At 37.4% G+C, this 15,721-nt stretch carries 12 protein-coding genes, 2 tRNA genes and 3 rRNA genes; 2 read left to right on the top strand and 15 right to left on the bottom strand.

Features of this window, described 5'->3' with window-relative positions; genetic code table 11:
* Positions 1-23: 23 nt before the first annotated feature.
* From G7082_RS01395 to G7082_RS01405, 3 genes are read right to left on the bottom strand one after another with little or no spacing between them, the layout of a single operon-like run.
* A complete protein-coding gene (locus tag G7082_RS01395; protein ID WP_166033392.1) occupies positions 24-1,214 on the bottom strand; it encodes a pyridoxal phosphate-dependent aminotransferase in 1,191 nt (396 codons plus the stop codon).
* Between the two features lie 15 nt (positions 1,215-1,229).
* Positions 1,230-1,715 carry a cell wall elongation regulator TseB-like domain-containing protein gene (locus G7082_RS01400; protein ID WP_166033393.1) on the bottom strand — a complete coding sequence of 162 codons (486 nt, stop codon included), beginning with the start codon at positions 1,713-1,715 and terminating at the stop codon, positions 1,230-1,232.
* Between the two features lie 51 nt (positions 1,716-1,766).
* Positions 1,767-4,514 carry a helicase C-terminal domain-containing protein gene (locus G7082_RS01405; protein WP_420825022.1) on the bottom strand — a complete coding sequence of 916 codons (2,748 nt, stop codon included), beginning with the start codon at positions 4,512-4,514 and terminating at the stop codon, positions 1,767-1,769.
* A 193-nt stretch (positions 4,515-4,707) separates the two neighbouring features.
* Here G7082_RS01405 and G7082_RS01410 point away from each other — a divergent pair, with 193 nt between their 5' ends.
* A complete protein-coding gene (locus G7082_RS01410) occupies positions 4,708-5,592 on the top strand; it encodes a DUF4282 domain-containing protein (RefSeq protein ID WP_166033395.1) in 885 nt (294 codons plus the stop codon).
* A gap of 52 nt (positions 5,593-5,644) precedes the next feature.
* Here G7082_RS01410 and G7082_RS01415 read toward each other — a convergent pair whose 3' ends face one another.
* The 3 genes from G7082_RS01415 to G7082_RS01425 are packed head-to-tail and all read right to left on the bottom strand — an operon-like array spanning position 5,645 to position 7,410.
* On the bottom strand, positions 5,645-6,136 hold the full coding sequence (locus G7082_RS01415; protein ID WP_166033396.1) for a GtrA family protein: 492 nt from the start codon (positions 6,134-6,136) through the stop codon (positions 5,645-5,647).
* A gap of 13 nt (positions 6,137-6,149) precedes the next feature.
* Positions 6,150-7,082: a permease prefix domain 1-containing protein gene (locus G7082_RS01420; protein ID WP_166033397.1), complete on the bottom strand. Its 933-nt coding sequence runs from the start codon at positions 7,080-7,082 to the stop codon at positions 6,150-6,152.
* The gene (locus G7082_RS01425) at positions 7,069-7,410 is read right to left on the bottom strand and encodes a PadR family transcriptional regulator (protein ID WP_166033398.1); all 342 of its coding nucleotides are present in this window, start codon (positions 7,408-7,410) and stop codon (positions 7,069-7,071) included. The genes G7082_RS01420 and G7082_RS01425 overlap by 14 nt, the downstream gene beginning before the upstream one ends.
* A gap of 145 nt (positions 7,411-7,555) precedes the next feature.
* On the opposite strand from G7082_RS01425, the gene gloA reads away from it, so the two are divergent.
* Positions 7,556-7,930, top strand: coding sequence for a lactoylglutathione lyase (gene gloA, locus G7082_RS01430; protein WP_166033399.1), 375 nt, complete (start codon positions 7,556-7,558; stop codon positions 7,928-7,930).
* Between the two features lie 90 nt (positions 7,931-8,020).
* Here the strand turns inward: gloA and G7082_RS01435 are convergent.
* From G7082_RS01435 to udk, 9 genes are all read right to left on the bottom strand, one after another.
* Positions 8,021-8,094 (bottom strand) — tRNA-Asn (locus tag G7082_RS01435).
* 13 nt (positions 8,095-8,107) lie between these two features.
* Positions 8,108-8,223, bottom strand: a 5S ribosomal RNA gene (rrf, locus tag G7082_RS01440).
* A 74-nt stretch (positions 8,224-8,297) separates the two neighbouring features.
* Positions 8,298-11,208, bottom strand: a 23S ribosomal RNA gene (locus tag G7082_RS01445).
* A gap of 190 nt (positions 11,209-11,398) precedes the next feature.
* Positions 11,399-11,471, bottom strand: a tRNA-Ala gene (locus G7082_RS01450).
* An 85-nt stretch (positions 11,472-11,556) separates the two neighbouring features.
* Positions 11,557-13,117 (bottom strand): 16S ribosomal RNA (locus tag G7082_RS01455).
* The 16S, 23S and 5S rRNA genes sit together here with 2 tRNA genes alongside, the layout of an rRNA operon.
* Positions 13,118-13,424: 307 nt before the next feature.
* A complete protein-coding gene (locus G7082_RS01460; protein ID WP_166033400.1) occupies positions 13,425-13,796 on the bottom strand; it encodes a hypothetical protein in 372 nt (123 codons plus the stop codon).
* 74 nt (positions 13,797-13,870) lie between these two features.
* A complete protein-coding gene (locus tag G7082_RS01465) occupies positions 13,871-14,239 on the bottom strand; it encodes a CvfD/Ygs/GSP13 family RNA-binding post-transcriptional regulator (protein ID WP_166033401.1) in 369 nt (122 codons plus the stop codon).
* Between the two features lie 82 nt (positions 14,240-14,321).
* Entirely contained in the window at positions 14,322-14,906 is a 585-nt protein-coding gene (locus G7082_RS01470) for a peptidylprolyl isomerase (RefSeq protein WP_166033402.1), read from the bottom strand.
* Between the two features lie 28 nt (positions 14,907-14,934).
* Entirely contained in the window at positions 14,935-15,567 is a 633-nt protein-coding gene (udk, locus tag G7082_RS01475) for a uridine kinase (protein WP_166033403.1), read from the bottom strand.
* Positions 15,568-15,721: the final 154 nt, after the last annotated feature.

The following is a 15,721-nucleotide window of genomic DNA, read 5'->3' on the forward strand; positions in this document are numbered from 1 at the left end:
TTCAACGCTCCATCCCTAATCTATTATTTGATTTGCTTTTGATCAACAAAAGCAATTATCTGATCAATTGCTTGATTTAAAGTCTCTAAATCTGTTGCATAACTTAAACGAATGTGGTGCTTAGTACCAAACCCGGCACCAGTAACGACTGCCACATGAGCTTCTTCAAGTAAATCACTTACCCACTCATCCACATCAGTATACCCACAATTAGCCATACATTCTGAGATATCAGGATATAAATAAAACGCTCCATGAGGTTTATCTATTTTGAATCCTGATATTTGTGATAAACGATGATGAACGTGATTTAAACGCTCCTCAAACACTTGTCTCATCACTTCAACTTGAGATTGATCCCCCGTTAAAGCTTCAACTGCCGCATATTGGCTAACAGTTGATGGATTACTTGTTGCTTGTGAAGCAATCTTAATCATCTGTGAAATAATCTGACTATTTCCCAAAGCATAACCAATTCGCCAACCTGTCATTGCATAGCTTTTAGATACTCCATTGATCACGATTGTCTGTTCTTTAATTTTTTCAGACAACGTCGCAATTGGCGTAAAGACATTCCCATTATAAACTAATTTACCATAAATATCATCGGCAACTATTAAAATATTGTGTTTAATCGCCCATTTACCGATTTTTTTTAATTCTTCCTTAGAATAAATGGCTCCAGTTGGGTTACATGGTGAATTTAAAATGAAGGCTTTTGTTTTACTCGTCACACTTTTTTCTAAATCTTCCACTGTTACTTTGAAGTCATTACTTTGATGCCCTTCTACAAAAACAGGGACACCCTCTGCTAGTTCCACTTGGGCGGCGTAACTTACCCAATATGGCACTGGAATGATGACTTCATCCCCTTGATCAAGAATCGTTTGAAATAAGGTATAGAGAATAAACTTAGCACCTGTTCCAACCATCACTTCATTTGTTTGATATTCAATTTCGTAATCACTTTTAGTTCGTGTAATCACTGCGTCAATTAATTCACTAATTCCTTGGACAGGTGTGTAAAAACTCGCTTTTCCGGTCTTAATTGAATCTATTGCGGCTTCTTGAATATTTTCAGGTGTTGAAAAATCTGGTTCACCTAAAGTTAAACTCAGAACATCCACACCTTGTTCTTTTAAATTTTTAGCTTTTGCTGCGGCTGCTAAAGTTGCTGAAGGTTTTAACTTGGTCATTCTTTTGGCTAATTCCATAACTAGTTCCTCCTTTTATAAATCGGTCATTTTATTGGTAATTTTACCTTCTTTAAAGTCCACTAAATAATAAGTTAAACTATTATCTTTAGCTGTTGCAACAACTTCCCAAACCGGCTTTTTGTCGTACATCCCTAAAGATACTTTTTTAATTTTTTTAGTTTCTTTTGTATCTAACACTACTTGAATAGCATCATCCGCATTAATCCCGTCTTTTTCATTCATGACTAATGCTTCTGAACCATCTTGTGGTAATAGGACGATTTTTGCTTCGTTCTTGTCATTAAGTCCAACAACCGTGAAATACGTTTTATCTCGTGTAAACCAATAAAAATCTTTCACTTCAGTAATGTTCGCCACTTCTTCCGAAATTTTGATAGCTTGTCCTTTAGCCTTTCTCATCGGGCTACTTGATTGAAAGAGGATAATCCCAATCAATACTAAAAATAGAATCAAAGATACAGTTATAATCTTTAACTGACGATTGCGTTTTCTGCTCACTCACTATCCCTCTTTTCGTTTGAATTATTATACCAATTTTTTGATTTATTTTCAGTCATTTACTTCAAAAAATTCTGAGACTTCTTTTATTAAATTTGATTTTGTCACTTCAAGAACTGGCAATTCTTTAGGCAAGTAGGCTAGTAAATTGGCACTGTATGTGGCTTGAAGCAAACGATCATCTAGTAAAATGATAATGCCTTTATCCTTTTCAGACCTTAATAGACGACCTAATCCTTGTCGTAATCTCATACCTGCTTGAGGAATAGCTTCCCCGTAAAAGGCATTGCCACCTTGTCTTTCAATATATTGATATTTAGCTTCAATGAGAGCTCTTTTAGGTGGATCAAAAGGTAACTTAGTCATGATGATGACATCTAGTTCAGGAAAAGCTAAATCCACACCTTCCCAAAAACTATTAGCTCCCAGAATAATTCCCCCATTATTTTTAGAAAATCGTTTAATGATCTTTTCTTTTGTTCCAGAAATGCCTTGAGCCAAAAGTTCAACTTCTTGATGATTAAAGAAACCTGATAAGCGTTGATAAACTTTTTTTAATAATTGATGAGAGGTAAATAACACCAACATTGATTTTTTACCGATTTTATAATTCTCCATAATGACTTGAGCAATATGTTCAGCGTATTTATCGGCTTTCGTTATATCTACATCAGCTTTTCCAACAACTAATAATTTAGCTTGTTTCTGATAATCAAAGGTATCCACCGTTTTTAATTTTTTTGAATCCTTTAATCCTAATTGATTTTCAAAATAATTAGAATCCAAATCAAGTTGTAACGTACTACTTGTATAAATAATTTTGTTGAATTTTTGATACCAATTAGTGGTTTCAATGGATAGCTTTGAAAAATCGATTTTTTTCAAAATCAAATGATTTCTAGAAAAAGTTAGCCATCTGGTTGTATCGTCTTCAAAGAATTTAAAATACTCGATAAATCCGTTGCACCATTCCTCAAATTTATCTAATAAAATAAGGTAGTCTAAGATATAGAAATAGTTATCACTAGAAATGTCATTTAAATGATTAGATATTTTTTCTTTGAAATGACTCTTTATTTGCGTTATTTCTGTCAGAATAGTTAATAATTCTTTTAGGTTCTTACGCATAGCAAGAGGCCAGTCAGCTACCTCATCTAGTTCACTCCATAAAATCTCAACCTTATTTTCTGATAATCGCCCCTGATTAATGACGAACTCTTCAAACCACTGTAAATCTTCTCTCGCATCCAAAGAAAAAGATCCAATTAAATCAACTGATTGCTTAAGCTCTTTTTCATTAAGAGGCGCGAGACCCTTATAAATATCTTCATGTTCACGTAATCTTTTTAATAAAGAGAAACCAAAATTAAGCGATAATTCATTTGTCTCTTGATGTTCTAAATTGTAAATTAATTTGTGAGCTTCATCTATAATTAAAATAGCTGCTTCTGGAATTAAAGCTATCTCTCGTTGATTTTCTTCACATAAAAAGGCATGATTTACTGCAATAATATCTGCATGATTTTTCTTATCCTCAAGATATAGCATAAAATCTTCTTTATAAAAAATAGATTGATGATTTAATGACTGTAGACCGCGATGCTTGATGTGATCAAAGAAAACATGTTTTTTATTTAAATTCATTTCATCCAAGTCACCTGTCTGAGTTTCCCTTAACCAAGTTAATGTTGCCATTTGATTAAGTGCATACTGTTTCTGCGGTTCACTCTGATGATAAAGTGTTTTATAAAATTTATCTAAATCGATGTAATGCTGACTACTTTTCAAAATCATTCCGAATAAATTGATACCCGTCACTTCTTTTAAATGACTTAGAGATTTTTCTATCAATTGTTCTTGAAGTAAGATAGTACTGGTTGAAATAACAAAAGGGCGTTTCTTTTGATTGACATAACTTAATGGAAGTAGATAACCTAAAGATTTACCGCTCCCCGTACTTGCTTCGATCATAAGGTTCTTACCTGACTCATTATTTACAAATTGATACACTTCATCCATCATTTGCTCTTGGGATTCACGGTAAACATAGTTGTCACTAAAATCAGCTATCTTTTCTTCCTTACCAAAAGGATATTCCCTCTTATCAACTACTTCTTTTTCTCGAAAATGATATTTCTTTTCCTTCAAAGCAATACATTCAATTGTTTTTAAATCATCGAAATTCTGATTTAGAGCGTCTTCTTCTTTGTTCGATAAAGCTTGTATAAAAACACTAGAATTATCCACACCTAACGCGTACGATAAATCAACCATTTTGCTAAGAGTAATATATGGCAATGTTGCTAATTTTTTTATTGTTTGAATAAAAATTTCCGCTGTCACATAGGCATCACTTAACGCTTGATGTGGATTATCATGAGTTAAATCTAAATAATCCGCTAAATCCTTCACTCTAAACCCAGAAGCGCTTGGAAACATAATTTGTGACAACTCAACTGTATCGAGACACATTAAATCAAGCTCTCTCTCTCCAGCACGACGTAATTCACTATTTAAAAAGGAATAATCAAAATAAACATTATGAGCCACAAAATAACAATCTGAAAGACTTTGAATGATTGTCGGTGCTATATCCTCAAAATAAGGTGCTGAAGCTACCTGTTCGTTATTGATTCCTGTTAGAAGTTCTATATTCTTTGGAATTGTTTTTAGGGGATTTACGTCTGTCGAAAAATAATTAATGATTTTCCAGTCTTGAATAAAGACACAAGCAAATTGTATGATTTTGTCAGTTTCTGGATTGGTTCCAGTCGTTTCAAGATCTACCACTGCATACATGCGTTTATCTTTCAATTTGTCTCCCCCTCTTTTTTCATATCACTTCCCTCTATTATACAGATTTTTAGATGAGTTTTCACTAAATAACTTATTAATTTTGCTGATCATATTCTTTACGTTACATTGTTTTAATGAACAAGATATGGTTAAATAGATATATATAAAAAGTTTGATTAGGTGGGCTATTGAAATTATGAAGAATTTAAAAATTATTGGAGGGATTGTATTCGTTTTTTGGTTAGTTGCCCTATATTTAACCTATACGGATTCTATTTTTTGGTATTTATATTTACTTATTTCCAGTATTGCACTATTTTTAGCAGCAATTTTATTATATCGAGCAGAGTTTAAAAAAATGTACCGTCAGGCTGATCAAAAAATTAATCGTTTAAAATCGCGAACCACACAAACGATTAGTTATGATGAGGATGAAGAGTATTACGAAGTCTTAGATAATAAAAGAAAACGAAAGAAAAAGCGTAAGAAAAAAGATCATTATCATTTAGAAACAACCATGAGAGAAAGAAAGAAAACTAGCGAATTTCATGGTTCTTCTGATGAAATTCACAGAGTGTCTTCAATTAGAAATAAAGAATATCTCCATACAAAGATTAACATGCTCTACAGTGGTGAAAAACAGCAACTTCTATTTGAAACTATTCAGCAGCTTAAAGATAATAACTTATTTACTACTTATTATGCAGGCGTTTCAAATGATGATTTAGTCAATCACTTTGAAGAGTACGAAGAAAGAAACATCTTCGAGTTGTATGATAATCTTATTCCAAATACCTATGCTAAACTTCTATATGATCCTAACTCTGATCATAATAGAATTGGTATTTTTCTAGGTAGTACAAGGGATGCTCAAGAAGAAATGATGCTTGGTTTTATCGCCTTAGAAGATAGCTATAAAGCCGATTTGTTACTAAAAAAATACGATAATATTCAAGTCTTCCCTACCATTTTAGGCGGGACTTACAAACGTGTTTATCGCAATAAAGAAGGCAGTATCAAAATCATCAAAGATTTTATCAATTATGATTTAACAATCTCTCTAGCGTTTTATAACAATTAAAAAGGTTCATCAAGAAACGAATTAAACTGTTTCTTGATGAACCTTTTAGCTACTATTTCTTGAAAACGGCTTTTTTTGAAATAATATAGTTAATAACAATTGCTAACACTTGAACGATTAATGCAAATATAAATTCATTTAATAATTCAGGACTTCCAATTAATTTATTGAATAGAGGGTTACTAAATAATACAAAATCATAGTTAATTTTATCTAAAAATAAAATACTAATAAAAAAATCCGAAAATTTTTCAACAGCAATAAATGTAATTCCAATATCTAAAGCAAAAACAAACAGACGTCCCACAACAAATCCCATCAGTTGCTTCAAAACAGCCATAGGAGCCCACTCTTTATCTTTAAAAACAAAGACCTTATTAGTTATATAGGCAAATAAAATAGCTGTTACTTGACCAAATATAACGCCAAGCATCGAATTATTCGTTATATTTAGAACTGTAAATCGCGTAATAAAATAAACTGCTGTGGTTAATACACCAAAAATTAAATATAATAATGTTTCTTGAGTTAAAAATTTTTTCATTTACTAATCCTCACTATTCCTTTATCCATAATCCTGATAACACTCCTGCAATCGGAAAAACAATCCATGATATCGACCAAATATTAAAAATAAAACTAACTAAAAGATACATTGCTACAACAATCAGCCAGAATTTCTCATTGAAATTTCTCCAGAATAACCTAGAGTTTAACTCTTCATTAGACATGGAATTTTCTAATCCATTCTCTTTTAAGAAGCTGTAAGCCCCTTTTAAATTACCAGCAAAAATTAAGAAAAAACAACCAATTGTAGCAATAACAACCGTGGTGCTCGTATATAGAAAAAAATACTCAGTATACTGAAACCCAATAATAACTGGTACACTTGATAAAATACATAACACAATCCCTATCACTAAAGAAGCATTAAATGACCTTGTAACTTCTATCTTTTCAGCTTCAATATTTTTTTTATCTTCTATCGTTAACATAAAACCTTTTTCCAAGTGATTAAATCGATTAAATTTTAATCCGTTAACAACAAACATTCCAACACTACAAGAAACAATCAAAAGACATGCTGCAAGACCTATGAACATCAGATTAAAATGTATACCTATTAGTAGTGATGCTATCGCTAAACCACACCCTAGCACCCCTAAACCAATTCCTACACCAACTTCCCGTCTCATCTTTAAGTAGTCTTGAATCTCACTCGTTGAAATAGTTGGGCGCTTGTTTGAAAAGAACTTTGGCTGCTCGTCTTTTTTATTTTCTTCGATATTCAATTCACTCAATAATTCATCAATACTTCCAAACTCAGAAATAACCAAACCAATTGCTTCATTTTCAGAAGCACCATTTCCAATAAGCTCTTCGTATTTTTCTTCCATATTCGATAAAATATCATTCTTTAGATTCATTAGCTCTTGAGTTTCTGCTAAATTCATAAACATTGTATCCACATAATTTTTAATCGTTATCATTTTTATCTCCTCCTAAAAAATTATCCACAACTTCCTTAGTTATTTTCCATTCTCTTTCTTTTTCTAAATAAAAAGCTAATCCCTCAGATGTAATTTTATAGTAAGTCCTTTTTTTTCCAAAGGTTTCCTCACCAGGATAGGATACAATAAAGCCTTTCTTAGCTAACCTTGTAAATGCAGAATAAAGAGTAGTTTCTTTGATAACATATTTCTCTTCAGTTATACTTCTTATTTTTTTAGAAATCTCATAACCATATGAATCCCCATCAATTAATATCGATAAAATAATTGAATCATTATATCCTCGAATAATATCACTACTTATCATACCCTTCACCTCTTTTACTCTATCAATCGTAGTAATATAATAGCATTATTACTACGTCTAATCAAGTAATTTTAATGCCAATTGTTGGAAGGATAAGATGTTTAATGTTATTATGTATAAATAAGTAGAAAGGATGATTAACCTTATGAAAATGGCACACACTTGTGTCCGCGTAAAGGACTTAGAAGCTTCATTGAAGTTTTATAAAGAAGCATTTGATTTTGTAGAAAGTAGACGTCGAGATTTTCCAGAAAATAAATTTACATTAGTTTATTTAACATTACCTGGAGATGATTACGAATTCGAATTAACATATAATTACGATTCTGAAGGATATGATTTAGGAAATGGTTATGGTCACATTGCTATAGCTACTGACGATTTAGAAGGTTTACATAAAAAACATAAAGAGGCTGGGTTCAACATTACAGATTTAAAAAATCTTCCTGGAGTTCCTCCTTCTTACTACTTTATTATCGATCCAGATGGTTATAAAGTCGAAATTATTCGTCAAAAATAATAAAAAGATTCCAAATCAATTAACTCTTGATTTGGAATCTTTTTTTGTATTTAAACGAAAAAAAATAAACCAATAATGGTTTATTTTCAACTCCGGCAGTAGGACTCGAACCTACGACATCATGATTAACAGTCATGCGCTACTACCAACTGAGCTATGCCGGATAATTTATAATAAGCATGGCAACGTCCTACTCTCACAAGGGGAAACCCCTCACTACCCTCGGCGCTAAGAAACTTAACTTCTGTGTTCGGCATGGGAACAGGTGTATCCTTCTTGCCATCATCGCCACACTTATTATTAGAGTGATTGTTCACTCAAAACTGAATGTTTTAGTTAGACATCTTTTTTACTTCACCGTTTTTCTTTGGTTAAGTCCTCGATCGATTAGTACTAGTCCGCTCCGTACATCACTGCACTTCCACTCCTAGCCTATCTACCTGATCATCTTTCAGGGATCTTACTTTCTTAAAGAAATGGGAAATCTCATCTTGAGGGGGGCTTCACGCTTAGATGCTTTCAGCGTTTATCCCTTCCACACATAGCTACCCAGCAATGCCCTTGGCAGAACAACTGGTACACCAGAGGTGTGTCCATCCCGGTCCTCTCGTACTAAGGACAGCTCCTCTCAAATTTCCAACGCCCGCGACGGATAGGGACCGAACTGTCTCACGACGTTCTGAACCCAGCTCGCGTGCCGCTTTAATGGGCGAACAGCCCAACCCTTGGGACCGACTACAGCCCCAGGATGCGACGAGCCGACATCGAGGTGCCAAACCTCCCCGTCGATGTGAACTCTTGGGGGAGATAAGCCTGTTATCCCCAGGGTAGCTTTTATCCGTTGAGCGATGGCCCTTCCATGCGGAACCACCGGATCACTAAGCCCGACTTTCGTCCCTGCTCGAGTTGTAGCTCTCGCAGTCAAGCTCCCTTATGCCTTTGCACTCTACGAATGATTTCCAACCATTCTGAGGGAACCTTTGGGCGCCTCCGTTACTTTTTAGGAGGCGACCGCCCCAGTCAAACTGTCCATCTGACACTGTCTCCCGCCACGATAAGTGGCGCGGGTTAGAATGGTCATAACACAAGGGTAGTATCCCACCAATGCCTCCCTCGAGACTAGCGTCCCGAGCTCTACGGCTCCTACCTATCCTGTACATGTGTTACAAACATTCAATATCAAACTACAGTAAAGCTCCATGGGGTCTTTCCGTCCTGTCGCGGGTAACCTGCATCTTCACAGGTACTAAAATTTCACCGAGTCTCTCGTTGAGACAGTGCCCAAATCGTTACGCCTTTCGTGCGGGTCGGAACTTACCCGACAAGGAATTTCGCTACCTTAGGACCGTTATAGTTACGGCCGCCGTTTACTGGGGCTTCAATTCTGAGCTTCGCTATTAGCTAACCCATCCTCTTAACCTTCCAGCACCGGGCAGGCGTCAGCCCCTATACGTCATCTTTCGATTTTGCAGAGACCTGTGTTTTTGATAAACAGTCGCTTGGGCCTATTCACTGCGGCTGAACTTGCGTTCAGCACCCCTTCTCCCTAAGTTACGGGGTCATTTTGCCGAGTTCCTTAACGAGAGTTCTCTCGCTCACCTTAGGATTCTCTCCTCGACTACCTGTGTCGGTTTGCGGTACGGGCCGTTTGTTTCTAACTAGAAGCTTTTCTTGGCAGTGTGATATTAAGACTTCGGTACTTAATTTCCCTCCTCATCACAACTTGTCCTTAAAGGTAAAAGCATTTGACTCTTACCAAGATTTGTTGCTTGAACGCACATATCCAACAGTGCGATCTTGTAACCTACTGCGTCCCTCCATTGTTCAAACAAAACAAACGGGTACAGGAATCTCAACCTGTTATCCATCGCCTACGCCTATCGGCCTCAGCTTAGGTCCCGACTAACCCTGGGAGGACGAGCCTTCCCCAGGAAACCTTAGTCATTCGGTGGACAGGATTCTCACCTGTCTTTCGCTACTCATACCGGCATTCTCACTTCTAAGCGCTCCACCAGTCCTTACGATCTAGCTTCAACGCCCTTAGAACGCTCTCCTACCATAGAACCTAAGTTCTATCCACAGCTTCGGTAATATGTTTAGCCCCGGTACATTTTCGGCGCAAGGGCACTCGACTAGTGAGCTATTACGCACTCTTTAAATGGTGGCTGCTTCTGAGCCAACATCCTAGTTGTTTGTGCACCCTCACATCCTTTTCCACTTAACATATATTTGGGGACCTTAGCTGGTGGTCTGGGCTGTTTCCCTTTCGACAATGGATCTTATCACTCACTGTCTGACTCCCGGACATAAATGAATGGCATTCGGAGTTTATCTGAATTCGGTAACCCGAGACGGGCCCCTAGTCCAAACAGTGCTCTACCTCCATCATTCTAATTCCGAGGCTAGCCCTAAAGCTATTTCGGAGAGAACCAGCTATCTCCAAGTTCGTTTGGAATTTCTCCGCTACCCACACCTCATCCCCGCACTTTTCAACGTACGTGGGTTCGGTCCTCCAGTGCGTTTTACCGCACCTTCAACCTGGACATGGGTAGGTCACTTGGTTTCGGGTCTACGACTACATACTCACTCGCCCTATTCAGACTCGCTTTCGCTACGGCTCCGCTTCTTCAGCTTAACCTCGCATGCAATCGTAACTCGCCGGTTCATTCTGCAAAAGGCACGCCATCACCCATTAACGGGCTCTGACTTTTTGTAGGCACACGGTTTCAGGTTCTATTTCACTCCCCTTCCGGGGTGCTTTTCACCTTTCCCTCACGGTACTGGTACACTATCGGTCACTAGAGAGTATTTAGCCTTGGGAGATGGTCCTCCCGGATTCCGACGGAATTTCTCGTGTTCCGCCGTACTCAGGATACTCATAGGTGTGTTGTCAATTTCGTCTACGGGGCTTTTACCCGCTCCGGCTGACCTTTCCAGGTCGATTCGACTATCCACAACAGCTACCACAGCTGAGTCCTACAACCCCAACAAGCAAGCTTGTTGGTTTGGGCTGTTTCCGTTTCGCTCGCCGCTACTAAGGAAATCGATTTTTCTTTCTCTTCCTGCAGGTACTTAGATGTTTCAGTTCTCTGCGTCTACCTCTAACAAGCTATGTATTCACTTGAAAGTAACATCCTATAAAAGATGCTGGGTTCCCCCATTCGGAAATCTCTGGATCATAGCTTACTTACAGCTCCCCAAAGCATATCGGAGTTAGTCCCGTCCTTCATCGGCTTCTAGTGCCAAGGCATCCACCGTGCGCCCTTATTCACTTAACCTTTTTCTAACCTAATGGTTAGACTTTGTTTATTTAAATCAACTAGCGATAGCTAATTTAAATAGTATTTTATGTATCACAATTTTAATAATAAAACTGATCAACTCGGTGTGTTAAAAAAAATGTTGATGTCTAACTTCAACTATCCAGTTTTCAATGAACAATATGTTTTAGTATTATAACAATACTAATGGAGCCTAGCGGGATCGAACCGCTGACCTCCTGCGTGCAAGGCAGGCGCTCTCCCAGCTGAGCTAAGGCCCCTTGTTTAAGGATTTATTTCAAAAAATAGATCTCTCAAAACTAAACAAAGTAAGTACAACCATGTGATTTCCGTAATATTCCTTAGAAAGGAGGTGATCCAGCCGCACCTTCCGATACGGCTACCTTGTTACGACTTCACCCCAATCATCTATCCCACCTTAGGCGGCTGGCTCCTAAAAGGTTACCTCACCGACTTTGGGTGTTACAAACTCTCGTGGTGTGACGGGCGGTGTGTACAAGGCCCGGGAACGTATTCACCGTGGCATGCTGATCCACGATTACTAGCGATTCCGGCTTCATGTAGGCGAGTTGCAGCCTACAATCCGAACTGAGAACGGCTTTAAGAGATTAGCTAAACCTCGCGGTCTCGCAACTCATTGTACCGTCCATTGTAGCACGTGTGTAGCCCAGGTCATAAGGGGCATGATGATTTGACGTCATCCCCACCTTCCTCCGGTTTGTCACCGGCAGTCTTGCTAGAGTGCCCAACTAAATGATGGCAACTAACAATAAGGGTTGCGCTCGTTGCGGGACTTAACCCAACATCTCACGACACGAGCTGACGACAACCATGCACCACCTGTCACTTTGTCCCCGAAGGGAAAGCTCTATCTCTAGAGTGGTCAAAGGATGTCAAGACCTGGTAAGGTTCTTCGCGTTGCTTCGAATTAAACCACATGCTCCACCGCTTGTGCGGGCCCCCGTCAATTCCTTTGAGTTTCAACCTTGCGGTCGTACTCCCCAGGCGGAGTGCTTAATGCGTTAACTGCAGCACTGAAGGGCGGAAACCCTCCAACACTTAGCACTCATCGTTTACGGCGTGGACTACCAGGGTATCTAATCCTGTTTGCTCCCCACGCTTTCGAGCCTCAGCGTCAGTTACAGACCAGAGAGTCGCCTTCGCCACTGGTGTTCCTCCATATATCTACGCATTTCACCGCTACACATGGAATTCCACTCTCCTCTTCTGCACTCAAGTCCTCCAGTTTCCAATGACCTTCCTCGGTTGAGCCGAGGGCTTTCACATCAGACTTAAAAGACCGCCTGCGCTCGCTTTACGCCCAATAAATCCGGACAACGCTTGCCACCTACGTATTACCGCGGCTGCTGGCACGTAGTTAGCCGTGGCTTTCTGGTTAGATACCGTCAAGGTGGGAGCAGTTACTCTCCCACTTGTTCTTCTCTAACAACAGAGTTTTACGATCCGAAAACCTTCTTCACTCACGCGGCGTTGCTCGGTCAGACTTCCGTCCATTGCCGAAGATTCCCTACTGCTGCCTCCCGTAGGAGTCTGGGCCGTGTCTCAGTCCCAGTGTGGCCGATCACCCTCTCAGGTCGGCTATGCATCACGGTCTTGGTAGGCCATTACCCCACCAACTAACTAATGCAGCGCGGGCCCATCCAACAGTGACACCCGAAAGCGTCTTTTATTATTCTCCCATGCGGGAAAACAAATTATGCGGTATTAGCACCTGTTTCCAAGTGTTATCCCCCTCTGTTGGGCAGGTTGCCCACGTGTTACTCACCCGTCCGCCACTCTCTGATTTCCGGTGGAGCAAGCTCCGGTGAAAATCAAAGCGTTCGACTTGCATGTATTAGGCACGCCGCCAGCGTTCGTCCTGAGCCAGGATCAAACTCTCAATAAAAGTTGATTAACATCTTGCGATGTTTAGCTCATTAATTTTAAAACTTGCTAGCGAATGTTATTTCACTAAATATGGTTTGTTTCTATAAATAGAAACGCCCTATCACATTTGGTTTGTCTTACTTTGTTTAGTTTTCAAAGATCTATTTCGTTGCCGTAACAACTTTTATATAATATCATGTATTTTTGATTATGTCAACAACATTTTAAAAAATTATTTTTTATAACTTTTATTACATTGCTGTTTCAATCAACTTTTATATAATATCAGATAAAAAATACTAAGTCAATAAAAACTTAGTATTTTTTTAGGTTAAATATGGAACACCGCTTATTTGAAAATTTTGGAGTACTTCTCTCAAAATAGCTGGCTCTTCCCAAAAGAAAATATCTGTATCTAAATTCAGGTTATCCTTCTCTTCCTCTAAACTAAAAACGAAAAGAGGCATTTTATCCTTACCAATATTAACATTAGTAAGTTCCACTAAATCCATATCCTTAGTATTTAAATGGACTTCATCTCTAAACTCATTTAAGATACACGCTAAACTTGTATACTCTGAGTCGATATCAGCCATGACTAATTCAACTTGATTACTAATTTTCTTAACAAGAAATTTTTTATGACCATCCTCTTGATTCAGAATAACTGTTCCAGCTACTTTTGCTTGTTCCAACATATTCCACCTCTTAAGTCTTTATTATTTAACTTTTTTAACGACAAAAAGAAGTATAGCATATTTTCAGAAATAAATCAGTTATTTTCCAATGTTTCTTCAAGTGCTTCTTCTATCCACCCATCAAGTTTTTCTTCTATAGAAATAAAACCAATTTTTTTGTTTTTATTAGTAAAATATTTCTTCTTACGATAAACAACGGGAGGATTTTCTTGTAATACTCTTAGTGACAAACTTATTTTTTTAGTATATTCGTCAATATCAATAATTTTCACTTTCACTTTTTGACCGATTTCTAATTCTTCGGTAATATTTTTAATAAAGCCATGTTTTACTTCTGATACATGGATCAACCCTTGATGGTTATCTTTTAACGAGACAAAAGCGCCATATGGTTGAATCCCAGTAATTTCACCTGTAATAGTCATTCCTATTTTATATTTCATCACGTTTCTCCTATTTGTTTTCTCTTCTAAGCTATTTTAACATAAAAAAAGACTAAGAGTACAATCCTCTTAGTCATTCGCTTTATTCTGTTATTTCAATTCCATCAATTGTAATATCGTATTGTGGACGGTCTTGTGAGTCTCTTTTTACTGAGCTCATTTCATCAACAACATCCATTCCCTCTATTACATGTCCGAAAACTGTATGTCTAAAATCTAACCATGGTGTTCCACCATTTTTATAAGCTTCGATAACTTCTTCTGGGAATCCTGCGCCTTCTAATTGGCCCAACATATTAGCAGGAACATTTTGATTTTGAACGATGAAGAATTGACTGCCATTAGTATTTGGTCCAGCATTGGCCATAGATAACGCGCCTCTTAAATTAAATAAATCTTTTGAGAACTCATCTTCAAATTTAGCGCCGTAAATACTTTCTCCGCCCATACCTGTTCCTGTAGGGTCGCCACCTTGTACCATGAAATCTGGAATAACACGGTGGAAGATTACACCATCGTAATAACCTTTTTTGCTTAATTCGATAAAGTTTTTAACTGTTTTAGGTGCTTTTTCTGGGAATAAAGCAACTGTGATATTTCCTCTATTTGTTTTAATTAGTGCTGTTACTTTGCTTTCTTCTAAATTCAATTGTGGATACTGGCTCATTTGAATTCCTCCTATTTATTAATTTCTTTTATTTTTCTAAAATACTTCTTACCTTAGTCGTCAAAAGATCAATAGCAACTTGATTTTCGCCACCTTCTGGCACGATAATGTTGGCATACTTTTTAGTTGGCTCGATAAATTGATGATGCATTGGCTTAACAACGCCTAGATATTGATCAATCACTGAATCTAAAGATCTGCCGCGATCTTCCATATCTCGTTTGATACGACGGATAATTCTGATATCATCTTCTGTATCTACGTAGACTTTGATATCCATCAAATCACGTAATCTTTCATCTTCTAAAATAAGTATTCCTTCAACTATAATCACTTCTTTTGGTTCTTGATGAACTACTTTTTCACTTCTTGTGTGTGCCTCGTAATCATAGACCGGTTTATCTATTGATTGATAAGCCATTAAATCTTTCAAATGCTCAATCAACAAATCCGTATCAAATGCTAACGGATGGTCATAATTGGTATTCAACCTTTCTTCAAATGATAAATGACTTTGATCCTTGTAATACGAATCTTGTTCAAATAACAAAATCGAATGATTAGGCAACGCTTCGAGTATCGCTCGACTTACACTTGTCTTTCCACTTCCAGAACCACCAGTCACACCAATTACAATGGGGCGCTCATTTCTTGTTTGCATGCGTATCCCTCACTTAATTCTTTTTAATCCTTCTTTGATATCCTACTCTATCACAGCATGACTTTCAAGATTTTAACGGTTAATTTATAAATTTTATTCATTTTTTAGTCTTTTTTACATTTTTATCAATCTATTTATTTGAAAATCACTATCA

This window comes from Vagococcus hydrophili (genome assembly GCF_011304195.1).
Lineage (GTDB): Bacteria > Bacillota > Bacilli > Lactobacillales > Vagococcaceae > Vagococcus > Vagococcus hydrophili.